General features: G+C 64.0%; 23 protein-coding genes. 11 read left to right on the top strand and 12 right to left on the bottom strand.

Annotation, left to right across the window (positions count from 1 at the left end; genetic code table 11):
* Positions 1-22: 22 nt before the first annotated feature.
* The 6 genes from pqqA (at position 23) to AB688_RS04130 (ending at position 5,030) form a co-directional block, all read left to right on the top strand.
* Entirely contained in the window at positions 23-100 is a 78-nt protein-coding gene (gene pqqA / locus AB688_RS26055; protein ID WP_081255326.1) for a pyrroloquinoline quinone precursor peptide PqqA, read from the top strand.
* A gap of 72 nt (positions 101-172) precedes the next feature.
* Entirely contained in the window at positions 173-1,084 is a 912-nt protein-coding gene (gene pqqB / locus AB688_RS04150; RefSeq protein ID WP_063542360.1) for a pyrroloquinoline quinone biosynthesis protein PqqB, read from the top strand.
* A 9-nt stretch (positions 1,085-1,093) separates the two neighbouring features.
* Positions 1,094-1,849, top strand: coding sequence for a pyrroloquinoline-quinone synthase PqqC (gene pqqC / locus AB688_RS04145; RefSeq protein WP_054892199.1), 756 nt, complete (start codon positions 1,094-1,096; stop codon positions 1,847-1,849).
* Positions 1,846-2,121, top strand: coding sequence for a pyrroloquinoline quinone biosynthesis peptide chaperone PqqD (gene pqqD, locus AB688_RS04140; protein WP_063542358.1), 276 nt, complete (start codon positions 1,846-1,848; stop codon positions 2,119-2,121). The genes pqqC and pqqD overlap by 4 nt, the downstream gene beginning before the upstream one ends.
* A complete protein-coding gene (gene pqqE / locus AB688_RS04135) occupies positions 2,093-3,241 on the top strand; it encodes a pyrroloquinoline quinone biosynthesis protein PqqE (protein WP_054892197.1) in 1,149 nt (382 codons plus the stop codon). Before pqqD ends, pqqE begins: the two co-directional genes overlap by 29 nt.
* Positions 3,207-5,030, top strand: coding sequence for an alpha/beta hydrolase family protein (locus AB688_RS04130; RefSeq protein ID WP_063542356.1), 1,824 nt, complete (start codon positions 3,207-3,209; stop codon positions 5,028-5,030). The genes pqqE and AB688_RS04130 overlap by 35 nt, the downstream gene beginning before the upstream one ends.
* Positions 5,031-5,057: 27 nt before the next feature.
* Here AB688_RS04130 and AB688_RS26050 read toward each other — a convergent pair whose 3' ends face one another.
* Together AB688_RS26050 and AB688_RS04125 are read right to left on the bottom strand one after the other, a co-directional pair.
* Positions 5,058-5,216, bottom strand: a complete 159-nt coding sequence (locus AB688_RS26050) for a YqaE/Pmp3 family membrane protein (protein ID WP_003177654.1) — start codon at positions 5,214-5,216, stop codon at positions 5,058-5,060.
* A 154-nt stretch (positions 5,217-5,370) separates the two neighbouring features.
* Positions 5,371-6,648: an aminotransferase class III-fold pyridoxal phosphate-dependent enzyme gene (locus tag AB688_RS04125; RefSeq protein ID WP_063542354.1), complete on the bottom strand. Its 1,278-nt coding sequence runs from the start codon at positions 6,646-6,648 to the stop codon at positions 5,371-5,373.
* Between the two features lie 209 nt (positions 6,649-6,857).
* Here AB688_RS04125 and AB688_RS04120 point away from each other — a divergent pair, with 209 nt between their 5' ends.
* A complete protein-coding gene (locus tag AB688_RS04120; protein WP_054892194.1) occupies positions 6,858-7,784 on the top strand; it encodes a LysR family transcriptional regulator in 927 nt (308 codons plus the stop codon).
* A gap of 265 nt (positions 7,785-8,049) precedes the next feature.
* Here AB688_RS04120 and AB688_RS04115 read toward each other — a convergent pair whose 3' ends face one another.
* From AB688_RS04115 to bioB, 9 genes are all read right to left on the bottom strand, one after another.
* Complete coding sequence (locus AB688_RS04115; RefSeq protein ID WP_063542352.1) at positions 8,050-9,819, bottom strand: acyl-CoA dehydrogenase C-terminal domain-containing protein; 1,770 nt, start codon at positions 9,817-9,819, stop codon at positions 8,050-8,052.
* 123 nt (positions 9,820-9,942) lie between these two features.
* Entirely contained in the window at positions 9,943-11,226 is a 1,284-nt protein-coding gene (locus tag AB688_RS04110; protein WP_063542350.1) for a sensor domain-containing diguanylate cyclase, read from the bottom strand.
* A 203-nt stretch (positions 11,227-11,429) separates the two neighbouring features.
* Positions 11,430-13,235, bottom strand: coding sequence for a phenylacyl-CoA dehydrogenase (locus AB688_RS04105; protein WP_054892191.1), 1,806 nt, complete (start codon positions 13,233-13,235; stop codon positions 11,430-11,432).
* Positions 13,236-13,527: 292 nt separating this feature from the next.
* Entirely contained in the window at positions 13,528-13,824 is a 297-nt protein-coding gene (locus tag AB688_RS04100) for a hypothetical protein (protein ID WP_063542348.1), read from the bottom strand.
* Positions 13,825-13,966: 142 nt separating this feature from the next.
* Positions 13,967-14,647 carry a dethiobiotin synthase gene (gene bioD, locus AB688_RS04095; RefSeq protein WP_063542346.1) on the bottom strand — a complete coding sequence of 227 codons (681 nt, stop codon included), beginning with the start codon at positions 14,645-14,647 and terminating at the stop codon, positions 13,967-13,969.
* A 1-nt stretch (position 14,648) separates the two neighbouring features.
* Entirely contained in the window at positions 14,649-15,467 is an 819-nt protein-coding gene (gene bioC, locus AB688_RS04090; RefSeq protein ID WP_063542344.1) for a malonyl-ACP O-methyltransferase BioC, read from the bottom strand.
* Positions 15,460-16,191 (bottom strand): alpha/beta fold hydrolase, encoded by a 732-nt coding sequence (locus AB688_RS04085; protein WP_054892187.1) that lies wholly within the window; start codon positions 16,189-16,191, stop codon positions 15,460-15,462. Before AB688_RS04085 ends, bioC begins: the two co-directional genes overlap by 8 nt.
* Positions 16,184-17,356, bottom strand: a complete 1,173-nt coding sequence (gene bioF, locus AB688_RS04080; protein ID WP_063542342.1) for an 8-amino-7-oxononanoate synthase — start codon at positions 17,354-17,356, stop codon at positions 16,184-16,186. Before bioF ends, AB688_RS04085 begins: the two co-directional genes overlap by 8 nt.
* 2 nt (positions 17,357-17,358) lie before the next feature.
* Positions 17,359-18,417 carry a biotin synthase BioB gene (gene bioB, locus AB688_RS04075; RefSeq protein WP_063542340.1) on the bottom strand — a complete coding sequence of 353 codons (1,059 nt, stop codon included), beginning with the start codon at positions 18,415-18,417 and terminating at the stop codon, positions 17,359-17,361.
* An 88-nt stretch (positions 18,418-18,505) separates the two neighbouring features.
* Between bioB and AB688_RS04070 the strand changes: the two genes are divergently transcribed.
* The 4 genes from AB688_RS04070 to rarD all read left to right on the top strand — a co-directional run bounded on the left by AB688_RS04070 (position 18,506) and on the right by rarD (position 22,208).
* Entirely contained in the window at positions 18,506-19,243 is a 738-nt protein-coding gene (locus AB688_RS04070; protein ID WP_063542338.1) for a ComF family protein, read from the top strand.
* Between the two features lie 55 nt (positions 19,244-19,298).
* Entirely contained in the window at positions 19,299-20,063 is a 765-nt protein-coding gene (locus AB688_RS04065; RefSeq protein WP_063542336.1) for a TOBE domain-containing protein, read from the top strand.
* 219 nt (positions 20,064-20,282) lie between these two features.
* Positions 20,283-21,257, top strand: a complete 975-nt coding sequence (locus AB688_RS04060; protein ID WP_063542334.1) for a serine/threonine protein kinase — start codon at positions 20,283-20,285, stop codon at positions 21,255-21,257.
* Positions 21,258-21,320: 63 nt separating this feature from the next.
* Positions 21,321-22,208 (top strand): EamA family transporter RarD, encoded by an 888-nt coding sequence (rarD, locus tag AB688_RS04055; protein ID WP_054892181.1) that lies wholly within the window; start codon positions 21,321-21,323, stop codon positions 22,206-22,208.
* Positions 22,209-22,423: 215 nt separating this feature from the next.
* On the opposite strand, the gene AB688_RS04050 is transcribed toward rarD, so the two are convergent.
* Entirely contained in the window at positions 22,424-22,942 is a 519-nt protein-coding gene (locus tag AB688_RS04050) for a glycine cleavage system protein R (RefSeq protein WP_063542332.1), read from the bottom strand.
* Positions 22,943-23,227 lie beyond the last annotated feature (285 nt).

Below are 23,227 nucleotides of genomic sequence, written 5' to 3'. Positions count from 1 at the left end.
ACCATCCGGAAGGAGTTCGACCATGACCACCTGGACCAAACCCGCTTACACCGACCTGCGCATCGGCTTCGAAGTCACCATGTACTTCGCCAGCCGCTAAGCAGCGCTGCAGTGCAACGCCTCGGCCCGCCGGGGCGTTTTCGTTTCATGGACCAGGGGCAAGACAGTAGCCATGTACATCCAGATTCTCGGTTCCGCCGCCGGTGGCGGTTTCCCCCAGTGGAACTGCAACTGCGTCAACTGCAAGGGCTTTCGCGATGGCAGCCTGCGCGCAACGGCACGCACCCAGTCGTCCATTGCCCTGTCCGACGACGGTGAGCACTGGATCCTGTGCAACGCTTCGCCCGACATCCGCGCCCAGCTCCAGGCCTTTGCACCGATGCAGCCGGCACGTGCCCTGCGCGACACCGGTATCGACGCGATCGTCCTGCTCGACAGCCAGATCGACCACACCACCGGCCTGCTCAGCCTGCGCGAAGGCTGCCCGCACCAGGTCTGGTGCACCGACATGGTCCACCAGGACCTGAGCACCGGCTTCCCGCTGTTCACCATGCTCAGCCACTGGAACGGTGGCCTGCAGTGGAATCGCATCGAGCTGCAAGGCAGCTTCGTCATCCCCGCCTGCCCTGATCTGCAATTCACGCCCTTCCCATTGCGCAGCGCGGCGCCACCCTACTCGCCGCACCGTTTCGACCCGCACCCAGGCGACAACCTTGGCTTGCTGGTCGAGGACCTGCGCACTGGTGGCAAGCTGTTCTACGCGCCGGGGCTGGGTCAGGTCGACGACAAGCTGCTGCAGATGATGCACGGCGCCGATTGTCTGCTGGTCGACGGCACCCTGTGGGAAGACGATGAAATGCAACGCCGCGGCGTCGGCACCCGCACCGGCCGCGAAATGGGCCACCTGGCCCAGAACGGCCCCGGTGGCATGCTGGAGGTGCTCGATGCCTTCGGGCGCCAGCGCAAGGTGCTTATCCACATCAACAACACCAACCCGATTCTCGACGAGGACTCCCCAGAGCGCGCCGAAGTCCAGCGCCGTGGCGTGGAAGTCGCCTACGATGGCATGAGCATCGAGTTGTAAGGAGGCCTGATGAGCGACGCACTGCCGATGTCCCCTGCCGAGTTCGAGCAGGCCCTGCGCGCCAAGGGCGCCTACTACCACATCCATCACCCCTACCACGTGGCGATGTACCAGGGCCGCGCCACGCGCGAGCAGATCCAGGGCTGGGTGGCCAACCGCTTCTACTACCAGGTGAACATCCCCATGAAGGATGCCGCGATCCTGGCCAATTGCCCGGACCGCGAAGTACGCCGCGAGTGGATCCAGCGCCTGCTCGACCACGACGGCGCCCCCGGCGAGGACGGCGGCATCGAAGCCTGGCTGCGCCTCGGCCAGGCGGTGGGCCTGGACCCGGAGCAACTGCGTTCGCAGGAGCTGGTGCTGCCCGGCGTGCGCTTCGCCGTCGACGCCTATGTCAACTTCGCCCGCCGTGCATCCTGGCAAGAAGCGGCCAGCAGCTCGCTGACCGAGCTGTTCGCCCCGCAGATCCACCAGTCGCGCCTGGACAGCTGGCCGCAGCACTATCCCTGGATCGATCCGGCCGGCTACGAGTACTTCCGCACCCGCCTGGGCCAGGCCCGACGCGATGTAGAGCATGGCCTGGCGATTACCCTGCAGCACTACACCACGCGCGAAGGGCAGGAGCGTATGCTGGAAATCCTGCAGTTCAAGCTGGATATCCTCTGGAGCATGCTCGATGCCATGAGCATGGCCTATGAACTGAACCGCCCGCCCTATCACAGCGTCACAAGCGAACGGGTCTGGCACAAGGGGATCGCACTATGAGTCTCGACCGCACACTGGTGCCGAACTGGCGCACCGGCTACCGCTTCCAGTACGAACCCGCGCAGAAGGGCCACGTGCTGCTGTACCCCGAAGGCATGATCAAGCTCAACGACAGTGCCGGCCTGATCGGTGGGCTGGTCAATGGCCAACGCGATGTCGCGGCGATCATCGCTGAGCTCGAACAGCAATTCCCCGGTATCCCGGAAGTGGCCGAGGACATCGAGCAGTTCATGGAGGTGGCCCGTGCCGAACACTGGATCACCCTCGCCTGAGGTGCCGGTCGGCCTGCCGTTGTGGCTGCTGGCGGAGCTGACCTATCGCTGCCCGCTGCAGTGCCCGTACTGCTCCAACCCGTTGGACTTCGCCGCCCAGGGCAAGGAGCTGAGTACCGAACAGTGGTTCGAGGTGATGGCACAGGCCCGTGAAATGGGCGCGGCGCAGATCGGTTTTTCCGGCGGCGAGCCGCTGGTGCGCCAGGACCTCGCCGAGCTGATCGGCGAGGCCCGGCGCCTGGGCTACTACACCAACCTGATCACCTCCGGCATCGGCCTCACCGAGCAGAAGATCGCCGCGTTCAAGCAGGCCGGTCTGGACCATATCCAGATCAGCTTCCAGGCCAGCGACGAACAGGTGAACAACCTGCTGGCCGGCTCGAAGAAGGCCTTTGCGCAGAAGCTGGAAATGGCGCGCGCGGTGAAGGCCCACGGTTATCCGATGGTACTGAACTTCGTCACCCACCGGCACAACATCGACCGGATCGACCGCATCATCGAGCTGTGCATCGCCCTCGAAGCCGACTTCGTCGAACTTGCCACCTGTCAGTTCTACGGCTGGGCGCACCTCAATCGCCTGGGCTTGCTGCCGACCAAAGAGCAGCTCGAACGCGCCGAGCGCATCACCAACCAGTACCGTGAACGGCTGAAAGCCGACGGCAATCCGTGCAAACTGATCTTCGTCACCCCCGACTACTATGAAGAACGCCCCAAGGCCTGCATGAACGGCTGGGGCAGCCTGTTCCTGACCATCACCCCCGACGGCACCGCCCTGCCCTGTCATGGCGCGCGTCAGTTGCCGGTGCAGTTTCCCAACGTGCGCGACCACGACCTGCGGCATATCTGGTACGACTCGTTCGGCTTCAACCGCTTTCGCGGTTACGACTGGATGCCCGAACCCTGCCGTTCGTGCGACGAAAAGGAAAAGGACTTTGGCGGTTGCCGCTGCCAGGCCTTCATGCTCACTGGCGATGCCAGCAAGGCCGACCCGGTGTGCGCCAAGTCGCCGGATCACGGCATCATTCTCAAGGCCCGCGAGGAGGCGCAGACCGCTCAGATGAACATCGAACAGATGACCTTCCGCAATGAGCGCAACTCCCGTGTCATCGCCCGCGGCTGAGTTCAGTGCCACCCAGGCGGTGGCCGCCGGCACCGACTTCGCCGAACTCAAGGTCGGCGAGCAGGGGCTGTTCTGGAACGAATTCCGCCCCGCCGATGGCGCCTGCCGCATCTGGCACTGGCGCCAGCAGCAGGCCCACTGCCTGACACCGGACGGTTTCAGCGCGCGCAGCCGAGTGTATGAATACGGCGGCGGCAGTTTCTGCCTGGCCCCGCATGCGGTGGTCTTCGTCAACGAGAAGGACCAGCAGGTCTACAGCCAGGCGCTGGACGGCTCGCCCCCCCTAGCACTGACAGCAGCCTCAGAATGCCGCTATGGCGACCTGCAATGGCATGACGGCCAGGTGCTGGCGGTCGAGGAGCGGCATGGCGAATGCGTCGAGCACCGCTTGGTGACGCTGGCCGCAGGCATGCGCCAGGTACTGGCCGAAGGTGCCGACTTCTACGCCTCCCCTGTTCTGAGTCCCGACGGTCAGCGCCTGGCGTGGATCGAATGGGATCGCCCGGCGCAGCCCTGGACCCTTACCCGCCTGATGAGCCGTGCGCGGCAAGCCGACGGACACTGGGGGCCGCCGCACTGCGTGGCCGGCCAGGACGAGTCCCTGCAACAGCCTCGCTTCGACACTGACGGCAGGCTGTATTGCCTGTCCGACCGCAACGGTTTCTGGCAGCCCTGGGGCGAGTTCGACGGCGGCTGGCAGGCTATCCCTGCCGAAGCTGCCGACCACGCTGCTGCGCCGTGGCAACTGGGCGCCTGCACCTGGCTGCCCCTGGGCCCGCAAGGCTATCTCGCGACCTGGTTCGACAACGGCTTCGGCAAGCTGGCGATTCGCAGCGAAGACCAAGACCTGCAAGTGTTCGCCGAGGAGTACACGCGGTTTCGCAGCCTGGCGATGGACGCACAGCACCTCTATGCTATCGCCGCCTCACCCACGCGCCCACCGGCAATCCTCGCCATCGCACGCGACGGCCAGCGCAGCCGGGTCCTGGCAGGTGGCGGCGAGGTACTGCCAGCCGAGCGCATCAGTTATCCACAGCCCATCAGCTACCCGAGTGGCGACGCCCTGGCCCATGGATTCTTCTACCCAGCCATGGACAGCCAGCACACCCCCCCGCTGGTGGTATTCATCCACGGAGGCCCGACCTCGGCCTGCTACCCGGTACTCGACGCACGCATCCAGTACTGGACCCAGCGTGGTTTCGCCGTCGCCGACCTCAACTATCGCGGCAGCAGCGGCTATGGCCGCGCCTATCGCCAGGCATTGCACCTGCGCTGGGGCGAAATCGACGTGCAGGACGCCTGCGCCGCCGTTGCCTTCCTCGCCGGGCAAGGCTTGATAGACCCGGACAAGGCGTTCATTCGCGGCGGCAGTGCCGGCGGCTACACCACCCTGTGCGCCCTGGCCTTCCACGACGTATTCCGCGCGGGCGCCAGCCTCTATGGCGTCAGCGACCCCATCGCGTTGGGCAAGGCGACTCACAAGTTCGAAGGCGATTACCTGGACTGGCTGATCGGCGACCCGCAGCAAGATGCCGAGCGCTACCGGCAACGCACGCCGCTACTGCATGCTGAGCGGATCAAGGCGCCAGTGATCTTCTTCCAGGGTGAGCTGGATGCGGTGGTAGTGCCGGAACAGACCCGCAGCATGCTGGAGGCGCTGAGAGCCAATGGCATCGAAGCGGTTGGGCACTTCTACCCTGAGGAGCGTCATGGTTTTCGCAAGGCACAGAACCTTGCCCATGCGCTGGAGGAGGAATGGCGGTTTTATTGCCGGGTGTTGGCGGGTTGAGGGGGCCGCGCCCGGCCCCCTCATGCGCTAGCGCTTGGCGATGATGTACACCGCGTGCACGATCCCCGGAATGTAGCCCAACAGGGTCAGCAGGATGTTCAACCAGAACGCGCCGCCGAAGCCAACCTGCAGGAACACGCCCAAAGGCGGCAGAAGAATAGCGATGATGATACGAATGAAGTCCATGTGAAGCTCTCCTGGGATGGTTCTCAACACAGACTAGTGCGCTTCGCTGGAGGTTCCACACTGATATCACGCCTGAAAAAAAACGCCCCGGGCCAAATACAGCTGGCCAAGGGCGATGCGCAGGAACGCGAGACGGTTCGTTGAAATTCGGTGGTCAGGCCGTCGCTTCGCGGCGAACCTGTGGGTGGGAATGCAAGCGGGCGAAGGCACGGGATAACCGCTGCAGCATTTCGTCGATATTGCCCCGGCTAACGGTCAGCGCCGGCGAGAAGCGCACCACATCCGCTTGCGGAGCATTGAGCAGCAGGCCTTCGTGCAGTGCTGCCTCGACCAGTTCCTGGGCCAGCGCTTCACGCAACTGCAACGCCCATAACAACCCCTGGCCCCGCACCTCGCCCTGCCCGTAGCGCCCCGCCAGACGGCTAAGACCCTCGCGCAGGTGCCGGCCGCTGTCCTGCACCTTCTCGAGAAAACCCGGGGCCAGCACGGTGTCCAGCACCGCCAGGCCCGCCGCGCTCATCAGGGCGTTGCCGTGGTGGCTGCCCTCGAGCTCGCCCGGCGCGGCGCAGCAGGCCGTACCGCGGGCCAGCAGGGCCGCCAGCGGCACTCCGCCACCCAGGCCCTTGCCCAAGGTGAGGATGTCGGCACGCACGCCGTAGGTCTGTTCGGCCAGCAGCGCGCCACAACGGCCGATACCGGTCTGCACTTCGTCGAGAATCAACAGGATGCCCAGCTCGCGGCAGAGCTTTTCGACTCCCTGCAGGTATTCACGTGTCGCCGGAATCACGCCGGCTTCGCCCTGGATCGGCTCGAGCATGATCGCCACGGTGCGCGAGTCGACCTCGGCATGCAGCGCAGCCAGGTCGTTGAACGGCACCTTGCTGAAGCCTGGCAATCCCGGTTCGCAGCGGTTGCACGGCAGCGGGTCGGACGCCGACAGCGCGCCAAGGCTGCGGCCATGGCAGGCCTGGCTGGCCGTGATGATGTGATAGGCGCCGCCGCGATGCAGCTGGCCCCATTTGCGCGCAAGCTTGATTGCGCCCTCGCAAGCCTCGGCGCCACTGTTGAGCAGGTACGCCTGGTCGCTGCCGGTGCTTTGGCACAAGCGCCCGGCCAACGCCAGCAGCGCCGAGCTGTGAAAGCCCGCGCCCGGATTGATCAGGGCCTGGGCCTGGCTGCCGAGGGCCCTGGCCAGCACTTCAGGGCTGTGCCCGAGGCTGTTGACCGCGCAGCCCTGGGTGAAGTCCAGGTACGCATGCCCCTGGTCGTCCCACAACCACGAACCCTGACCCCGCACGAACACCTGAGGTGCGCGCTCGCGGCCAGGCATCAGCCACTCGCGGGACAACGGCGAGGGCTGCGCCTCATGCGTCGGACTCTGCACGGGCCCGGCAACGGCCGCAGCCGAACGACGCAGCTTGAACAGGTTCATGATGACTCCAAGGCAATCACGGGGACGGCAAGGCGCCCCGGTCTTCGCCTGAGGTCGGATATTTTGCCTTGCCTATCAAAAGTGTTTCTCATCCGGGGCAACAATGAACCGGGCGGATCGCTTCAGCCCTCCGGAATACGGCGATAGACTAGGCGTACCGGCGCTTCGCGGCCATTTCGATTTTTCAGCTTTTTCGATAAGTACTTCTTATGGATTTTCGCCAACTGCGTTATTTCGTCGCGGTCTATGAAGAAGGTCATGTGGGGCGGGCTGCAGAGCGTCTGTCACTGTCGCAACCGGCACTGTCGCAACAGATCCGCCAGCTTGAGCACAGCCTTGACCTGAACCTGTTCGAGCGCAGCAACAAACGCCTGCTGCCAACCCTAGCGGCGCACACCCTCTACAACCATGCATTGCCCCTGCTCGACGGGCTGCAGCGCGCCCAGGAAGCCATGCAGGGGTTCAAGGGCCAGTCCTTGCGCACCTTGGCCATCGGTGTGCTGCAGACCGTACGCCCGAGCCTGGTGCCGCGGCTGCTGGAGAAACTGCGCAAGGCCCAGCCACACCTGGTCGTACAGATCTACGAACTGTCGGGGCTGGAAATCGAGCGGCGGCTACTCAACGGCAGCCTCGATATCGGCATCAGCTACCTGCCGCCACGTCAGCCTGGGCTGCACGGGCTGTTGTTGTACGAAGATGAACTGCAGCTTGTCATCCCCAATACGCATCCACTGAAAGACTTCAAGAAGGTCTCGATCAGACAAGCCGCCGAACTGCCGCTGCTGATGCTGGGGGAGGAATTTCAGATCCGACAGATCTGGAAGGCACAACTGGCCAACCTCGGGCGCAGGCCGCAGGTGCAGGCAGAGATGAACAACATGGGGGGGATTCTCGACAGCCTGGCCAATACCGCCCTGGCGACCATCCTTCCGGGGCGGGCCAAGGAAGCGGCCGAAGACGATCAGGCACTGCTGTGGAAACCCCTGAGCGAGCCGCGGGTGCCGCTCAAGGTGGGCCTGGTGTTTCGCGATGCCCAGCGCCAGCAGGCATCGGTGGAGTTGCTGCGCACCCTGCTTGAGGAGGAGAGCGATGCCCGCCAGGCTGGCGTGCAGACACTGGATGGGCGCGGCGCATAAAAACGCCAGACAAAGAAAACCCCGCCGAGGCGGGGTTCTCCAGACTGTTTCCCTGACATCCTTATCGTCCCACCATCCTGGCGGGAAATCCTACGTGTCCCTGTTCTGTCCTTTGCGCTTCCTGCGCTCCGTCCATGTAAGAAAGATTAACCGTGGATCCAATCTTAGGAAAGAGGAGAAAAGTCACCACGTAATGTAGGAAAAAGCTTACAAGGCCGAGGTTTTCAGAACGTCCCGTTTGCACTCGAAAACCCCGGCTCCTCGATCAGAATTGCGCGGCGTCCAGCAGGTACAACGACTCGCTGCCCGCCTTCACCGAAGCCACCAACGAATCCAGCCTTGGCAGCAGGCGGGCGAAGTAGAAGCGCGCCGTCCCAAGCTTCGCACCATAGAAGGCCTCGTCGCCCTCGCCTACCTGCGCAGCACGGGCCATCAATGCCCACATGTAGCCATAGGCCACGTAGCCGAACGCATGCAGGTACTCGACCGAGGCGGCACCAATTTCGTTGGGGTTGCCTTTCGCCTGCTCCAGCACCCACTCGGTCAAGCCGTCGAGCTGATCCAGCGCAGCGCCCAGCGGCCGCGTGAACTCGTCGTCGGCAGCGCCGAGGAACTGACGGATCTCGTCAGCGAACAGACGGTAGTACGCGCCGCCGCTGGCCACCACCTTGCGCCCCATCAGGTCCAGGGCCTGGATGCCGTTGGTACCCTCGTAGATCTGCGTGATGCGCACATCGCGCACCAACTGCTCCTGGCCCCATTCGCGAATGTAGCCGTGTCCACCGAACACCTGCTGGCCATGTACGGTGCACTCCAGGCCGAGGTCGGTGAGGAAGGCCTTGGCCACCGGCGTCAGCAAGGCCACCAGTTCCTCGCTGCGTTTGCGGGTAGCGGCGTCTTCGCTGAACTTGGCGCTGTCCAGTTGCATGGCAACATAGGTGGAAAACGCCCGACCGCCTTCGATCAACGCTTTCATGGTGAGCAGCATGCGGCGCACATCGGGGTGGACGATGATCGGGTCGGCGACCTTGTCCTTGGCTTGCGGGCCCGTCGGTGCGCGGCTCTGCAAGCGGTCGCGGGCGTATTCGACGGCATTCTGGTAAGAGCGCTCGGCCGACGCCAGGCCTTGGATACCGACACCCAGGCGCTCGTAGTTCATCATGGTGAACATCGCCGCCAGGCCTTTGTTCGGCTCACCGACGATATAGCCGATTGCCTCGTCGAAGTTCATCACGCAGGTGGCCGAAGCCTGGATGCCCATCTTGTGTTCGATCGAGCCACAGGTGGCCGGGTTGCGCGCACCCAGGCTGCCATCGTCGTTGACCAGGAACTTGGGCACCAGGAACAGCGAGATGCCTTTCGGACCAGCCGGCGCGTCCGGCAGCTTGGCCAGCACGAGGTGGATGATGTTTTCGGTCAGGTCGTGCTCGCCACCGGTGATGAAGATCTTGGTGCCGCTGACCTTGTAGCTGCCGTCGGCCTGCGGCTCGGCCTTGGTGCGGATGATGCCCAGGTCGGTGCCGGCATGGGGCTCGGTCAGGCACATGGAGCCGGCCCAGACGCCGGCGTACATGTTCGGCAGATACTTTTCCTTCAACGCTTCGCTGGCGTGGGCGTTGATCGACAGGCAGGCACCTGCGGTGAGCATCGGATACAGCCCGAACGACAGGCTCGAGGCGTTGACCATTTCCTCGACCTGGGCCGAGATGGCCTTGGGCATGCCCATGCCACCAAACAGCGGATCCCCGCCAACACCGACCCAGCCGCCTTCGGCGTAGGTCTGGTAAGCCTCGATGAACCCGGCCGGGGTGCGGACCGCGCCATTGTCCCAGTGGCAGCCTTCTTCATCAGCGGCGCGGCTCAGGGGCGCAATGCTCTTGCTGGTGACCTTGCCTGCCTCTTCCAGCACGGCCAGGGCAGTTTCGGCGTCGACAACCTCAGCCAGCCCCGGCAACTGGGACCAGAGATCGGCAACCTTGAAGACTTCATTGAGTACGAAGCGCATATCGCGCAGGGGCGCTTTATAGTCGGCCATGACAACCTCTCGCTAGCAGAGTCGGGGGCGGCCGCCATGGGCCGCACACTGGGTTGGAAGCAGTGTAACCGAACAACTTTTACGAGACATAGGGTCATCACGCGACCATATAGTCAACTATAGTCACGCCATGCGAACTGCCCCGCGCCGTGCAGTTTGCCCCTGCTGCATAACGCAGTTACGACCCGCAGCCTTGGCGCTGTAGAGCGCCTGGTCAGCGGATTTGAGCACTTCTTCCGGGTTGCGGTGCTCCGGTAGGCGCTCGGCGACGCCGATACTGATGGTCACCGACACCGTGTTGCCCGCCGAACCTGCACGCCGCTGACGCCCGGTGGAATCATCCTGCGGGCGGCTGTTCTGATCGCGCAGCTGGATGGCATAGTTAGCGATCATCTCGCGCACCGCTTCCAGGTGCGGCAGGCATTCTTCGGCGGTCTGCCCGGCGAACACCAGGGCGAACTCCTCACCACCATAGCGATAGGCGCGCCCGCCCCCGGTCACCTTCGACAGGCGGCTGGCGACCAGACGCAACACTTGGTCGCCGACATCGTGGCCATGGGTGTCATTGAATTTCTTGAAGTGATCCACGTCGGTCATGGCGATCACATAACTGCGGCCCAGGCGCTGCATGCGTTCGTTCAGCGCGCGGCGGCCAGGAAGGCCGGTCAGTTCGTCGCGAAACGCCATCTGGTAGGCCTCGTGGGAGACGGCTGCGGCGATCATCAGCATCACCTGGCTGCACATGATGTTCAGGGTGAAGGGCAGGATGAACGTCTGCGGCAGCATCCAGAAGATCCCCACCAGGCCGGTGACCTGCGCGGCGTGCAACGGCCGGGGCTCGCGCAGGTATTGCACCACCAGCAGAATGAATACGCCCAGGAACAACGGGTAGGCCAACTGGATCAGGCTCATCCACTGCCCATGCAGCGACGGCCAGCGGATCTCTGCCAGCCACGTCAGCAACGTCTGTGGGTAACTCTGCTCCAGCGCCAGGGTCACGCTGCCAACCGCGAACAGCACGGCGAAGCGCGCGAGCATGTCCTGGGCCAGGTGGGTGCGTTCCTGCCAGGCGCCGAACAGGCCGAACAGTGCTGGCAGCAGCAGGCACACGAGGTGGAACACCACTGCAGCGTCTTCGCGGACCTTGCCATGATCGCGGTAGTAATCGGTCTGGGTATCGAGCAAGAAGTAGGCGATGTACACCGTGACCATCAGGAACAGTTCACGCTGGCGGCGGTACACCGCGCAGTAGGCACCGCCGAGCAGCAGCACCAGGGTAGGTAATACGTTGAACAGGGACGTGAAGAACACGCTCAGGTCCCTGACATACGCCGCCGCAAGCCCCGACACCAGCAGCAGGATCGAAGGCAGAAAGTGGCTGGCGCGAACAGCGGATAGACGAAACAAGGGTAATCTCCGACCCGGCAGATCAATAATAGCATTGTGCCCTTACTTCATCGGCAGCGCACATGAATAGATGAATACAACGAAGGGTTTAACGGCACGCGGGGGGCGAGTCTTGAGGTTTTCTCGTTACCGGATGCAACGAGAGCAGGCAAAAAAAAACGCCTGCCGATAATGGCAGGCGTTTTTCCGTACAGCGTCGGGCGTCAGATCGACAGACCGAAGTCTTCTTCTTTCATCGCCATCAGGTTGTTGGCACCCGACAGGATGGCCGCCACGTGCGTGCGAGTACGCGGCAGGATGCGCTGGAAGTAGAAGCGCGCGGTCTGCAGCTTGGCAGTGTAGAACGCCTCTTCAGCGGTGCCGGCCGCCAGCTTCTCGGCAGCCAGGCGGGCGATGTCGGCCCAGAAGTAGGCCAGGCACGCGTAGCCGGAGTACATCAGGTAGTCCACGGACGCGGCACCGACTTCCTCACGGTCTTTCATGGCGGCCATGCCGATCTTCATGGTCAGCTCGCCCCACTCCTTGTTCAGCGCAGCCAGCGGCTCGACGAATTCCTTGGTGGCTTCGTTGCCTTCCTGACCTTGGCAGAACTTGTGGACGATCTTGGTGAAGCCCTTGAGCGCCTCGCCCTGGGTCATCAGCACCTTGCGGCCCAACAGGTCGAGAGCCTGGATGCCGGTGGTGCCTTCGTACAGCATCGAGATGCGGCTGTCGCGCACGTTCTGCTCCATGCCCCACTCGGCAATGAAACCGTGGCCACCGTAGATCTGCACGCCATGGTTGGCGGCCTCGAAACCGACTTCGGTCATGAATGCCTTGGCGATCGGGGTCAGGAAGGCCAGCAGTGCATCGGCCTTCTTGCGCTCTTCCTCGTCCTGGCTGTACTTGACGATGTCCACCTGCTTGGCGGTGAAGTAGACCATTGCGCGGTTGCCTTCGGCGAAGGCTTTCATGGTCAGCAGCATGCGGCGCACGTCCGGGTGGACGATGATCGGGTCAGCGGCCTTGTCCGGTGCTTTCGGGCCGGTCAGGGAGCGCATCTGCAGACGATCGCGGGCATATTTCAGGCCACCCTGGAAGGCCACTTCGGCGTGAGCCAGGCCTTGCAGTGCTGTCCCCAGGCGCGCGGTGTTCATGAAGGTGAACATGCAGTTCAGGCCCTTGTTGGCCGGGCCGATCAGGTAGCCGGTGGCCGCGTCGAAGTTCATCACGCAGGTGGCGTTACCGTGGATGCCCATCTTGTGCTCGAGGGAGCCGCAGCTCACGCCGTTGCGCTCGCCTACACCGCCTTCGGCGTTCGGCAGGAACTTGGGCACGATGAACAGCGAGATGCCCTTGGTGCCGGCCGGGGCATCGGGCAGGCGCGCCAGCACGATGTGGACGATGTTATCGGCCATGTCGTGCTCACCGGCCGAGATGAAGATCTTGGTGCCGGATACCTTGTAGCTGCCGTCGGCCTGCGGCTCGGCCTTGGTGCGCAGCATGCCCAGGTCGGTGCCGCAGTGCGGCTCGGTCAGGCACATGGTGCCGGTCCATTCGCCGGACACCAGCTTGGTCAGGTAGGTTTCCTGTTGCTCGGGGGTCCCGTGCTCGGAGATGGTGTTCATCGCGCCGTGGGACAGGCCTGGGTACATGCCCCAGGACCAGTTCGACTCGCCGACCATCTCGCTCAGGGTCAGGCCCAGCGACTCTGGCAGGCCTTGGCCGCCGTGCTCTACGTCATGGGCCAGGCTCGGCCAGCCGCCTTCGACGAACTGCTTGTAGGCTTCCTTGAAGCCGGTCGGGGTCTTCACGCCCGACTCGCTCCAGGTGCAGCCTTCCAGGTCGCCGACACGGTTCAGCGGGGCCAGCACCTGCTCACAGAACTTGGCACCTTCCTCGAGGATCGCATCGACCATGTCCGGTGTAGCATCCTGGCAACCCGGCAGGCTCTGATAGTGCGCTTCATAGCCGAGCAGCTCGTCACGGACGAAGCGAATATCACGCAAGGGGGCTTTGTATTCAGGCATGGCGATGAACCTCTGGGCTGAGTTCGTTGGGGAGACCACGGGTACCGACCAGCTCTTGGCGGCTTTCGGTCAAACAGTTGTTTGAAACTTACGTTTAGCTCAGGGCAATGTCAAGAAGGGACGATAGTGCCAATTCGGTCGCGAACAATGGCGTTTCTGCCAGCGCTTGATTCATCGGCCCAATGCGACTGTGGGAGCGGGTTTACCCGCGAAAAAACCAGGCACACTTGCGTGGCTTGGTTGATTCGCGGGTAAACCCGCTCCCACAGGTACTTGGCCGACGGTTATGCAGTCAGGCGTAGGTATCGATGAACCGACCGAGCATTTCGTCGGAGGCCTTGGCGACTTTCACGCCCAGTTCGACTTCGTGCTTGCCCAGGGCGAGCTGCACGGTACTGGTGGCCAAGTCTTGCTGTTGGCTGCGGTCTACACCACGCAGGCGCTCGGCCTGATAGCTGGTGGACTGGCTGGCGCCTGCGCGCTCGACGCCATTGCTGGCGATCTGGCTGGCGGCCTGGTCGACGCGGTTCTGCCCGTTCTGGATGGCGCCGAGGCCTGCGTAGAAAGCAGAGCTGCCGGTGATTTCCATATCAGGACTCCACAAGACTGGATGAGGAAAGAGGCCTCAATTAAAACAGCCCGCAAGGAAAATTACCCGTTTAAATCCTTAATAGCCCAGTGCCAGCTAATAGAATCAGGGCATTTTTCGTAACCGGATGTTCACCAATCGGTCAATCAAGCAAGTCCAGGTCCAGATAACCGGCAACCGCCTCGGCTCCGGCAGACTTCAGCCACGGCACCCGCCCCAGGCATGGTGCCGGCAGGCGCTCGGCGAGGCTTGCCAGGTTTTCTTCAAGCCGCGCAGTGCGTGGATCGACGATATTGGCCACCCAGCCCGCCAGTTGCAGCCCATCGCGGGCGATGGCCTCGGCACTGAGCAGCGCATGGTTGATGCAACCCAGGCGCACCCCCACCACCAGGATCACCGGAAGCTTCAAGGCAACCGCCAGGTCGGACAGGTTGGCATGATCGGACAACGGCACCCGCCAGCCACCCGCCCCCTCGATCAGGGTGAAGTCGGCGCCGTGCGCCAGTATTTGCTGCATGGCGTCACGCAGTGTCGGCACGCTCAGTGCCACGCCGGCTTCGCGCGCGGCCACATGCGGGGCGATGGCCGGTTCGAAGGCGAAGGGATTGACCTGCTCATAGGGCAGCTTGATCGAGCTTTCGTCGATCAGCGCCAGCGCATCACTGTTGCGCAGCCCCTTGGAGCTGACCGTGCATCCGGACGCCACAGGCTTGGCAGCCAGCGTGCTGCGCCCAAGGTTATGTCCTGCACGCAACAGCCCGGTGGCGATGGTGGTCTTGCCGACATCGGTGTCGGTACCGGCGATGAAATAGGCCTGGCTCATGTCACTCCTCTTCGCCTCTACGCAACACCCCATAGACCACCTGATAGGTGGCAGGCAGACCTTGGTCGTCACGGAACTGCTCATAGGCCTGCAGCAGCCCCTGCATGCGTGCACGCCCGGTCAGGCCCGACGGGCGCCCGGGATTCAGGTTATGCGCACCCAGCGCCTTGAGTTCGTGGGTCAGGCTGCGCACATCCGGGTAGTGCAGTACGTGGGGCAGGCGCTCCAGCCCGAGCAGGGTCAGGCCGCTGTCGGCGCACAGGCGCTGGTAATCCTCGAAGTGCCGGAAACGATTGACATGCACCAGCCCATCCACTGCCTGCCAGCTGGCACGCAACTCCTCCAGCGTGCCGACACACAGGCTGCTGAACGCCAGCACTCCGCCCGGTCGCAACACGCGCCGGGCTTCGGCCAGCACGCTGGAGAACTGGTCGCACCACTGCACTGCCAGGCTGGAGAACACCAGGTCGAAGGCACCATCGCGCAGCGGCAGGCGCTCGGCATCACCAGCCACATGATGATGCGCCCCACCCTGCTCGCGGGCATGGCTCAACATGCCTTCGGCGATATCCACTGCCACGCCATGGGCAGCCTCGAAGCGCGCAGCCAGGGCGCGACTGAAATGGCCTGTGCCGCTGCCCAGGTCGAGCCAGCGGGTCGGCGCCATCGACGCCGGCAAGCGCGCGAGCAAAGCGTCACCCACCGCGCGCTGCAGGGCTGCGACGCTGTCATAGCTGGCCGCCGCGCGAGAGAACGAGGCCGCCACCTGGCGCTTGTCCGGCAGGGCGCCGGGCAGGATCGGGCGGGAAAGATCAGTCATCACCACTCTCATGCAAGAAACTCTTGATACCCGCTGCAAGCTCCTGTGGGTACTCCAGCAGGAACGCGTGGGAACTGTCTTCGACCAGGCCGACTTCAACATCCGGCAGCAGCTCGCTGAGCGCCTTGGCCGCATCCGCCGGCACCAGTGCATCGCTACCTGCGAACAGGTGCAACTGTGGGCCGCCGTACTGCTCGAGCGCCTGGCGGGTATCCAGCTTGGCCAACACTTGCAGGCCGGTGGCCAGGTACAAGGGATCGGTGTCCGGCACACCCACGCCGAGCTGGCGCAGCAAGGTGCGGGGTTGCTGCGCCCCCTCGCTGCACAGCGTGCGAAATCGCTTGAGGGTGACCTGCGTGTGGCTGCGACAACCATCGAGGAAGGTGCCGAAAGTGTCTTCGGCCATGCCGTGGGGCCAGTCGTGGCGGGCCACGAAACTCGGATTGCTGGCCAGCGTCAGCAGGCCACAGCAATGGTCGCCACGCTTGTGCGCCAAGGCGCTGGCAAGCATGCCGCCCAACGACCAGCCACCCAGCCAGACATCCGTCGGCAGCTTGCGGTCGAGGTGATCGACCCAGGCCTGGATGTCAGCATCAGGCAGCTCCGGCAACGCTGCCAGGTCGACCTGCAGGCGTGGATCCTGCGCCCGCAGGCTGGCAGCCAGGGGTTCCAGTGAAGCGGTGCCCAGCCCCCAGCCGGGCAAGAGGATCAGTCGGTTACGCATCGGCGGACTCCAGCTGTGCATGACACTCGGCCAATGCATTCAACAATAGCTGGACCTGCGCCTCGCTGTGCGCGGCGCTCAAGGTTACGCGCAGGCGCGCACTGCCGACAGGTACGGTTGGCGGGCGGATCGCGGTCACCAGCAGACCGCGCTCGCGCAGCATCTTCGACAGCGTCAATGCCCGCGCCGCATCGCCGACCAGGATCGGCTGGATCGCGGTCGGGCTGTCCATCAACGCCAGGCCGATCTGCTGCGCGCCCTGGCGGAACTGGCGGATCAACGCGCCAAGGTGCTCGCGCCGCCAGCGTTCATCACGCAGCAGTTGCAGGCTTTTCAGCGTTGCACAGGCCAGTGCCGGCGGCTGACTGGTGGTGTAGATATAAGGACGGGCGAACTGCACCAGCGCCTCGATCAGGTCATCACTGCCCGCGACGAAGGCGCCGGCAGTACCGCAGGCCTTGCCGAGCGTGCCGATCAGCACCGGCACCTGATCGATGCCCAACCCGAAGTGCTCGACGATACCGCCACCATTGGCGCCCAGCGTGCCGAAACCATGGGCATCGTCGACCATCAGCCAGGCGCCATGTGGACGCGCCACCGTCGCCAGGGCGGGCAGGTCGGCAAGATCACCGTCCATGCTGAACACACCATCGGTGACCACCAGCGTGTCACCGACCGCTTTATCCAGGCGACTCGCCAGGCTCGCCGGATCGTTGTGCAGGTAGCGGCTGAAGCGGGCGCCGCTGAGCAGCCCACCGTCGAGCAACGAGGCATGGTTGAGACGATCCTGCAACACCGTATCGCCCTGCCCCACCAGCGCGGTGATGGCGCCGAGGTTGGCCATGTAGCCGGTGGTGAACAGCAGCGCACGCGGGCGTCCGGTCAACTCGGCGATGGCCTCTTCGACCTCGTGGTGCGCAGTACTGTGGCCGACCACCAGGTGCGAGGCACCGCCACCGACACCCCAGCGCTCGGCACCGGCACGCCAGGCGGCGATCACTTCCGGGTGATTGGCCAACCCGAGATAGTCGTTGCTGCAGAACGCCAGCAGACGCTGCCCGTCGACCACCACCTCCGGGCCTTGCGGGCTCTGCAACAGGGGTCGGCGCCGATACAGGTCCGCAGCGCGCCGTTCGGCCAGGCGCGCCGCCAGATCGAAGGCCATGATCAGGCCGAAGCGGCGTCGTAGAACATCTCGCTGCTGCGCTGCTCGACCAGCGCCTGCTCGATGGCCGCCTGGTGCACTTCGTCGGCGTGCTCCTCACGCTCTTCGGGCTTGATGCCCAGACGCGCGAACAGCTGCATGTCCTTGTCTGCCTGCGGGTTGGCGGTGGTCAGCAGTTTTTCGCCGTAGAAGATCGAGTTGGCGCCAGCCATGAAAGCCAGGGCCTGCATCTGCTCGTTCATCTGTTCACGACCAGCAGACAGGCGCACGTGCGACTTGGGCATGAGGATCCGCGCGACCGCGAGCATGCGGATGAAATCGAACGGATCGACGTCTTCTGCGTTGGCCAGCGGCGTACCGGCAACCTTCACCAGCATGTTGATCGGTACCGACTCCGGGTGCTCGGGCAGGTTGGCGAGCTGGATCAGCAGGCCTGCGCGGTCGTCCAGCGACTCGCCCATGCCGAGAATGCCGCCGGAGCAGATCTTCATCCCGGCATTGCGTACGTAGGCAAGGGTCTGCAGGCGCTCGCTGTAGGTGCGGGTGGTGATGATGCTGGTGTAGAAGTCCGGCGAGGTATCGAGGTTGTGGTTGTAGTAGTCCAGACCCGCCTGGGCGAGTGCCTGGGTCTGGTCCTGATCGAGCTTGCCGAGGGTCATGCAGGTTTCCAGGCCCATGGCCTTGACCCCTTTGACCATTTCCAGCACGTAGGGCATGTCCTTGGCGGAGGGGTGCTTCCAGGCGGCGCCCATGCAGAAGCGAGTCGAGCCGATGGCCTTGGCCCGGGCAGCCTCTTCCAGCACCTTCTGCACTTCCATCAACTTCTGTTTTTCCAGCCCGGTGTTGTAGTGGCCGGACTGCGGACAATATTTGCAATCTTCGGGGCAGGCACCGGTCTTGATCGACAGCAGCGTCGAGACCTGCACGCGGTTCGGGTCGAAGTGCGCGCGATGAACGGTCTGCGCCTGGAACAACAGGTCGTTGAACGGCTGCTCGAACAGCGCCCTGACCTCGGCCAGGGACCAGTCGTGACGTGTTGTTGCATTTGTGCTGGCGCTCATCGGCGTTTCCTTATCTAGGCTCTGACAGGCGCCGGGACAGGAAAGCCCGCAGCGCTTCACGGATAGCTCGCATAGTCAGGGAAGGCCCATGCACTGTCAACCAAACATAAAAACACTGGTTTACAACTGGCTAAATATTAAACAGATCTGTTTGCTTTGCGATGAGCCTGCGCAACAGGCATACCCCTTGTGTCCGGCCTGCGAGCATGAGTTGCCGTGGCTCGACGAACAGTGCACGCGCTGTGCGCTGCCCTTGGCGATGCGGGCATTGACCTGTGGCCAGTGCAGCCGCAGGCCACCGCCGTTCGAACGGGTCATTGCGCCGTGGCATTACGGGTATCCGCTGGACGCTGCGATCAGCCGCTTCAAGCACCGCAGCCAGTGGCCGCTGGGGCGGCTGCTGGCAGATCTGCTGGCTCAGGCCCTGCAGCATCGCTATGACGAGGGCCTGACAAAACCCGACCAGCTGTTGCCCGTGCCACTGGCTGCACGTCGACTGCGCCAACGCGGCTTCAACCAGGCCGCCATGCTCGCACGCTGGCTGTCGAGCCAGTTGCACATCCCCTGCGACGAGCGCGTGCTGCTGCGCCCACGGGACACCGCGGCGCAGCAGACTCTCGACGCCAAGGCGCGCTGGCGCAACTTGCGCCAGGCCTTCACCGTCGCACCGCACGCCACGCTCGACGGGCGCCATGTGGCCCTGGTCGACGACGTGCTGACCACCGGTGCCACTGCCCGAGCGCTGGCGAGCCTGCTGCGCAAGGCCGGGGCGCGCCGGGTCGATGTGTATTGCCTGGCACGCACGCCCAGGCCTGGGCAGGGTTGACTAGACTCGGTCTCGAAGGCACTTTCGCCGCATCACACCGCCGGTAACCTGCCCAATGTCCCTGCCCGCCCTGCTTGCCCAGCACATCTTCCGTCGCCCGCAGCGCATCGCCCTGCTGCAGCACATCGCTGAACAAGGCTCGATCACCCGCGCCGCCAAGGCGGCCGGGATCAGTTACAAGAGCGCCTGGGATGCCATCGACGAGCTCAACAACCTCGCCGCTCAGCCGTTGGTCGAGCGCAGTGCCGGCGGGCGTGGCGGTGGCGGTGCCAAGCTGTCGACGGAGGGCGCGCGAGTATTGCGCCTGTATCAGCGCATCCAGGCGTTGCAGAGCGAAATCCTCGAATCCACCGAAGAACACAGCGACCTCGACCTGCTCGGCCGCCTGATGCTGCGCACCAGCGCTCGCAATCAGTTGCGCGGGCAGATCAGCGGGCTGCGCCGCGAGGGGCGTTACGACAGGGTCAGCCTGGCACTTGGCAGCGGGCTGGAAATCGATGCGCTGATCACACCGGACAGTACCGAACGGCTGGAGCTGGCCCTGGGAAGCACGGTGGTGGCCCTGCTCAAGGCCGGATGGGTGAAAGTGCTGGCTGCCGCTGATCAGCCGGACGCCGAGAGCAATTGCCTGCGCGCCCAGGTAGAAGAAGTACTGGCCAATGAAGGCGGCAGCAGTGAAATGCGGCTGGCGCTGGAGAACGGACAGACGCTGTGCGCCTTTGCCGAACCGCAATGGCTGCAGCAGCAGGCAGTCGCGGCAGGCAGCAAGGTGCGAGCGCAGTTTCATCCTTCGTTCGTGCTGCTGGGGGTGCCGGTGTAGCGCGCAATGCGTTGGAGCGGGCTCGCACCGCGATCACCCGAAGCGGCTACCTGGCAGGCGACGTGATGGGCCTGGAGCATTGTAGTGGCTGGTTTACGGCCGCTTCGCGCCCGATCGCGGGACGAGCCCGCTTCCACAGGAATGCAGGGAGCTTTGGCACCTGAAGCTGCCATGGAATGCGTTACCATGCCGCGCATGCATTCCCCTGCCGGAGCTCCCATGTCCCATCCCTTCGATACCCTCACCCCCGACCTGGTCCTGGACGCCGTCGAAAGCCTGGGCTTTCTCAGCGATGCCCGGGTGCTGGCGCTCAACAGTTATGAGAACCGCGTCTATCAGGTGGGCATCGAAGGTGAACAACCGCTGATCGCCAAGTTCTACCGCCCCGGGCGCTGGAGCGATGCAGCCATCCTCGAGGAACACAGCTTCAGCTTCGAACTGGCCGAGCACGAGGTGCCGGTTGTCGCCCCGCTTCAGCATGAAGGTCGCAGCCTGTTCGAGCACCAGGGCTTTCGCTTCACCTTGTTCCCCCGCCGCGGCGGCCATGCGCCCGAACCTGGCAACCTCGATCAGCTGTATCGCCTCGGGCAATTGCTCGGACGCCTGCATGCCGTCGGCGCCACGCGCCCCTTCGAGCATCGCGAAACACTGGCTGTGGACAACTTTGGCCATGCCTCGCTCAAGACCCTGCTCGACGGCGATTTCGTCCCGCGCGAGTTGCTGCCGGCGTTCGAATCCGTGGCCCGCGACCTGCTCAAGCGGGTCGAGGATATCTACCAACGCACGCCCTTCGAGACGATCCGCCTGCATGGCGACTGTCACGCTGGCAACCTGATGCACCGCGACGACGTCTACCACGTCGTCGATCTCGACGACTGCCGCATGGGGCCGGCAGTGCAGGACCTGTGGATGATGCTGGCCGGCAGCCGCGAAGAGCGCCTGACGCAGTTGGCCGAACTGATCGACGGATACAACGAGTTCCACGATTTCGACCCGCGCCAACTGGCGCTGATCGAGCCGCTGCGCGCCCTGCGCCAGTTGCATCACAGCGCCTGGCTGGCAAGGCGCTGGGACGACCCCGCGTTCCCGCGCAGCTTCCCCTGGTTCGGCCAGCCGCGCTACTGGGGCGACCAGATCCTGGCCCTGCGCGAGCAGATGGCGGCGCTGGATGAAGCGCCACTCAAATTGTTCTAGTTGCAAGGCGCCAGCTGTCTACAATAGGCGCCGCGATATCAGCTGCCAAAGCAAGGAATCTGCATGCACGCCGCAAACCCGCAGCGCGGGTACATCCTGGGCCTCAGCGCCTACATCATCTGGGGGCTGTTCCCCCTCTACTTCAAAGCCATCCAGAGCGTCCCGGCGGTGGAGATCATCGTCCACCGGGTACTGTGGTCGGCACTGTTCGGTTCGCTCCTGCTGCTGGTATGGAAACACCCAGGCTGGTGGCGCGAGCTGCGCGACAACCCGCGGCGCCTGGCGATCCTGGCCCTGAGCGGCGCACTGATCGCAGGCAACTGGCTGACCTACGTGTGGGCCGTGAACAACGGGCGCATGCTCGAGGCCAGCCTGGGCTACTACATCAACCCACTGGTCAACGTGCTGCTGGGCATGCTCCTGCTGGGCGAACGCCTGCGCCGCCTGCAATGGCTGGCGGTCGGGTTGGCCGCAGCGGGGGTGGCGCAACAGGTGTGGCAGGTCGGTGGCCTGCCCTGGGTGTCGCTGGGGCTGGCGCTGTCGTTCGGTTTCTATGGCCTGATCCGCAAGCAGGCGCCGGTGGCGGCGCTGCCGGGGTTGGTGGTGGAGACCTGGATGCTGGTGCCGTTGGCACTGGGCTGGCTGCTGCTGCACCCGCAAGCCAACAGCGCCAACCTCGCGTTCTTCAGCAGCAGCGAAGCGTTGTGGTTGATGGCTGCGGGGCCGGTCACGCTGGTGCCGCTGGTGTGCTTCAACGCCGCCGCGCGCCACCTGCCCTACACCACCCTGGGCTTCCTGCAATACCTGGCGCCGACCCTGGTGCTGTTGCAGGCGGTGCTGCTGTTCGACGAGCACCTGTCCTCGAGTACCCTGATCGCCTTCATGTTCATCTGGGCTGGCCTGGCGATCTACAGCGTCGATGCCTGGCTGAGCCTGCGCAAACGCGCCTGATCAAAAAACAGTCAAACTTCTACAGGCCACGTATCACGTGGCCTGTAGCAAGGTCTCCAGAGGTTATCCACACCCTGATCCCCGCGCTTTGTGCACAAGCCCCTGAAATATGGACATTTTTTGCACAATCCGCTGCAGCCCGCGATCTATCGGGGCTGGCCTGGAGTACCCTCAGGTTATCCACAGGGGCTTCCCCGTTAAATCGGGATAACCCGCTATTCCTCCGGCCTGAGCTTCAACTCCACCATCAGGTCATCGGCGAGGCTTTCGAGCTTCTGCTGCAGGACATCCAGCGACAAGGTCAGCGGCAATGCCAGCAAGGCATCGGCGTGGAACAGTGGCTCGCTGCTCATCGGTGCCGGGCGCACTTCGGTGCTCAAGCGCTCGAGGTTGACCCCCTGCTCCGCCAGCAACCGGGTGATATCGCGAACGATCCCGGGGCGGTCATTGCCCACCAGCTCCATCGCGATCGGTTTCCAGGTGCAGGACGGTTCGATGCCGCTCTCGGCAATCAGCACGCGGATCCCATGGTCGCCCAGCTTCTGCAGTGACTCGACCAGCTCGTCATAGTTTTCCGCTGGCACCGCCACCCGCAGGATACCGGCGAACTGCCCGGCCATGCGCGACATGCGGCTTTCCAGCCAGTTACCGCTGTGATCGGAGATGCACTGGGCGATGCGTTCGACCTGTCCGGCCTTGTCAGGGGCGATCACGGTGAGTACAAGATGATCCACGGGCCACTCCTCTACCTGCTCTTACAAGGGCATCGAATCAGTATAGGCAAGGCGCGGCAACCTGCCGCAGGGCAGACCGAGCAACAAATCGTGTACCGTTTAGAGATTTATCTGGAACAATCCACACGTTTTTTGCGAACATACTGTCTCCCAGCGTGACCCCATGCGACCAACGGGTCGCACAACGACGCTTTTAGTCTGATGTTCACTCGCCTACTGCATCATGTAGTATGCGCCAGCGCGGACTACAAAACGTCGTTTGGATGTCTGCCAAGGCGCCTGTGA

The organism is Pseudomonas putida, assembly GCF_001636055.1.
In the GTDB taxonomy this organism is placed as follows: domain Bacteria; phylum Pseudomonadota; class Gammaproteobacteria; order Pseudomonadales; family Pseudomonadaceae; genus Aquipseudomonas; species Aquipseudomonas machongensis.
This window is presented reverse-complemented; position numbering and strand designations above follow the sequence as displayed.

Bases quoted from the DNA above. Each gene is read 5' to 3' on its own strand.
- pqqA (WP_081255326.1), top strand. From the start codon at position 23: ATGACCACCTGGACCAAACCCGCTTACACCGACCTGCGCATCGGCTTC.
- pqqB (WP_063542360.1), top strand. From the start codon at position 173: ATGTACATCCAGATTCTCGGTTCCGCCGCCGGTGGCGGTTTCCCCCAG.
- pqqC (WP_054892199.1), top strand. From the start codon at position 1,094: ATGAGCGACGCACTGCCGATGTCCCCTGCCGAGTTCGAGCAGGCCCTG.
- pqqD (WP_063542358.1), top strand. From the start codon at position 1,846: ATGAGTCTCGACCGCACACTGGTGCCGAACTGGCGCACCGGCTACCGC.
- AB688_RS04130 (WP_063542356.1), top strand. From the start codon at position 3,207: ATGAGCGCAACTCCCGTGTCATCGCCCGCGGCTGAGTTCAGTGCCACC.
- AB688_RS26050 (WP_003177654.1), bottom strand. From the start codon at position 5,216: ATGGACTTCATTCGTATCATCATCGCTATTCTTCTGCCGCCTTTGGGC.
- AB688_RS04125 (WP_063542354.1), bottom strand. From the start codon at position 6,648: ATGAACCTGTTCAAGCTGCGTCGTTCGGCTGCGGCCGTTGCCGGGCCC.
- AB688_RS04120 (WP_054892194.1), top strand. From the start codon at position 6,858: ATGGATTTTCGCCAACTGCGTTATTTCGTCGCGGTCTATGAAGAAGGT.
- AB688_RS04115 (WP_063542352.1), bottom strand. From the start codon at position 9,819: ATGGCCGACTATAAAGCGCCCCTGCGCGATATGCGCTTCGTACTCAAT.
- AB688_RS04105 (WP_054892191.1), bottom strand. From the start codon at position 13,235: ATGCCTGAATACAAAGCCCCCTTGCGTGATATTCGCTTCGTCCGTGAC.
- AB688_RS04100 (WP_063542348.1), bottom strand. From the start codon at position 13,824: ATGGAAATCACCGGCAGCTCTGCTTTCTACGCAGGCCTCGGCGCCATC.
- bioD (WP_063542346.1), bottom strand. From the start codon at position 14,647: ATGAGCCAGGCCTATTTCATCGCCGGTACCGACACCGATGTCGGCAAG.
- bioC (WP_063542344.1), bottom strand. From the start codon at position 15,467: ATGACTGATCTTTCCCGCCCGATCCTGCCCGGCGCCCTGCCGGACAAG.
- AB688_RS04085 (WP_054892187.1), bottom strand. From the start codon at position 16,191: ATGCGTAACCGACTGATCCTCTTGCCCGGCTGGGGGCTGGGCACCGCT.
- bioF (WP_063542342.1), bottom strand. From the start codon at position 17,356: ATGGCCTTCGATCTGGCGGCGCGCCTGGCCGAACGGCGCGCTGCGGAC.
- bioB (WP_063542340.1), bottom strand. From the start codon at position 18,417: ATGAGCGCCAGCACAAATGCAACAACACGTCACGACTGGTCCCTGGCC.
- AB688_RS04070 (WP_063542338.1), top strand. From the start codon at position 18,506: ATGCACTGTCAACCAAACATAAAAACACTGGTTTACAACTGGCTAAAT.
- AB688_RS04065 (WP_063542336.1), top strand. From the start codon at position 19,299: ATGTCCCTGCCCGCCCTGCTTGCCCAGCACATCTTCCGTCGCCCGCAG.
- AB688_RS04060 (WP_063542334.1), top strand. From the start codon at position 20,283: ATGTCCCATCCCTTCGATACCCTCACCCCCGACCTGGTCCTGGACGCC.
- rarD (WP_054892181.1), top strand. From the start codon at position 21,321: ATGCACGCCGCAAACCCGCAGCGCGGGTACATCCTGGGCCTCAGCGCC.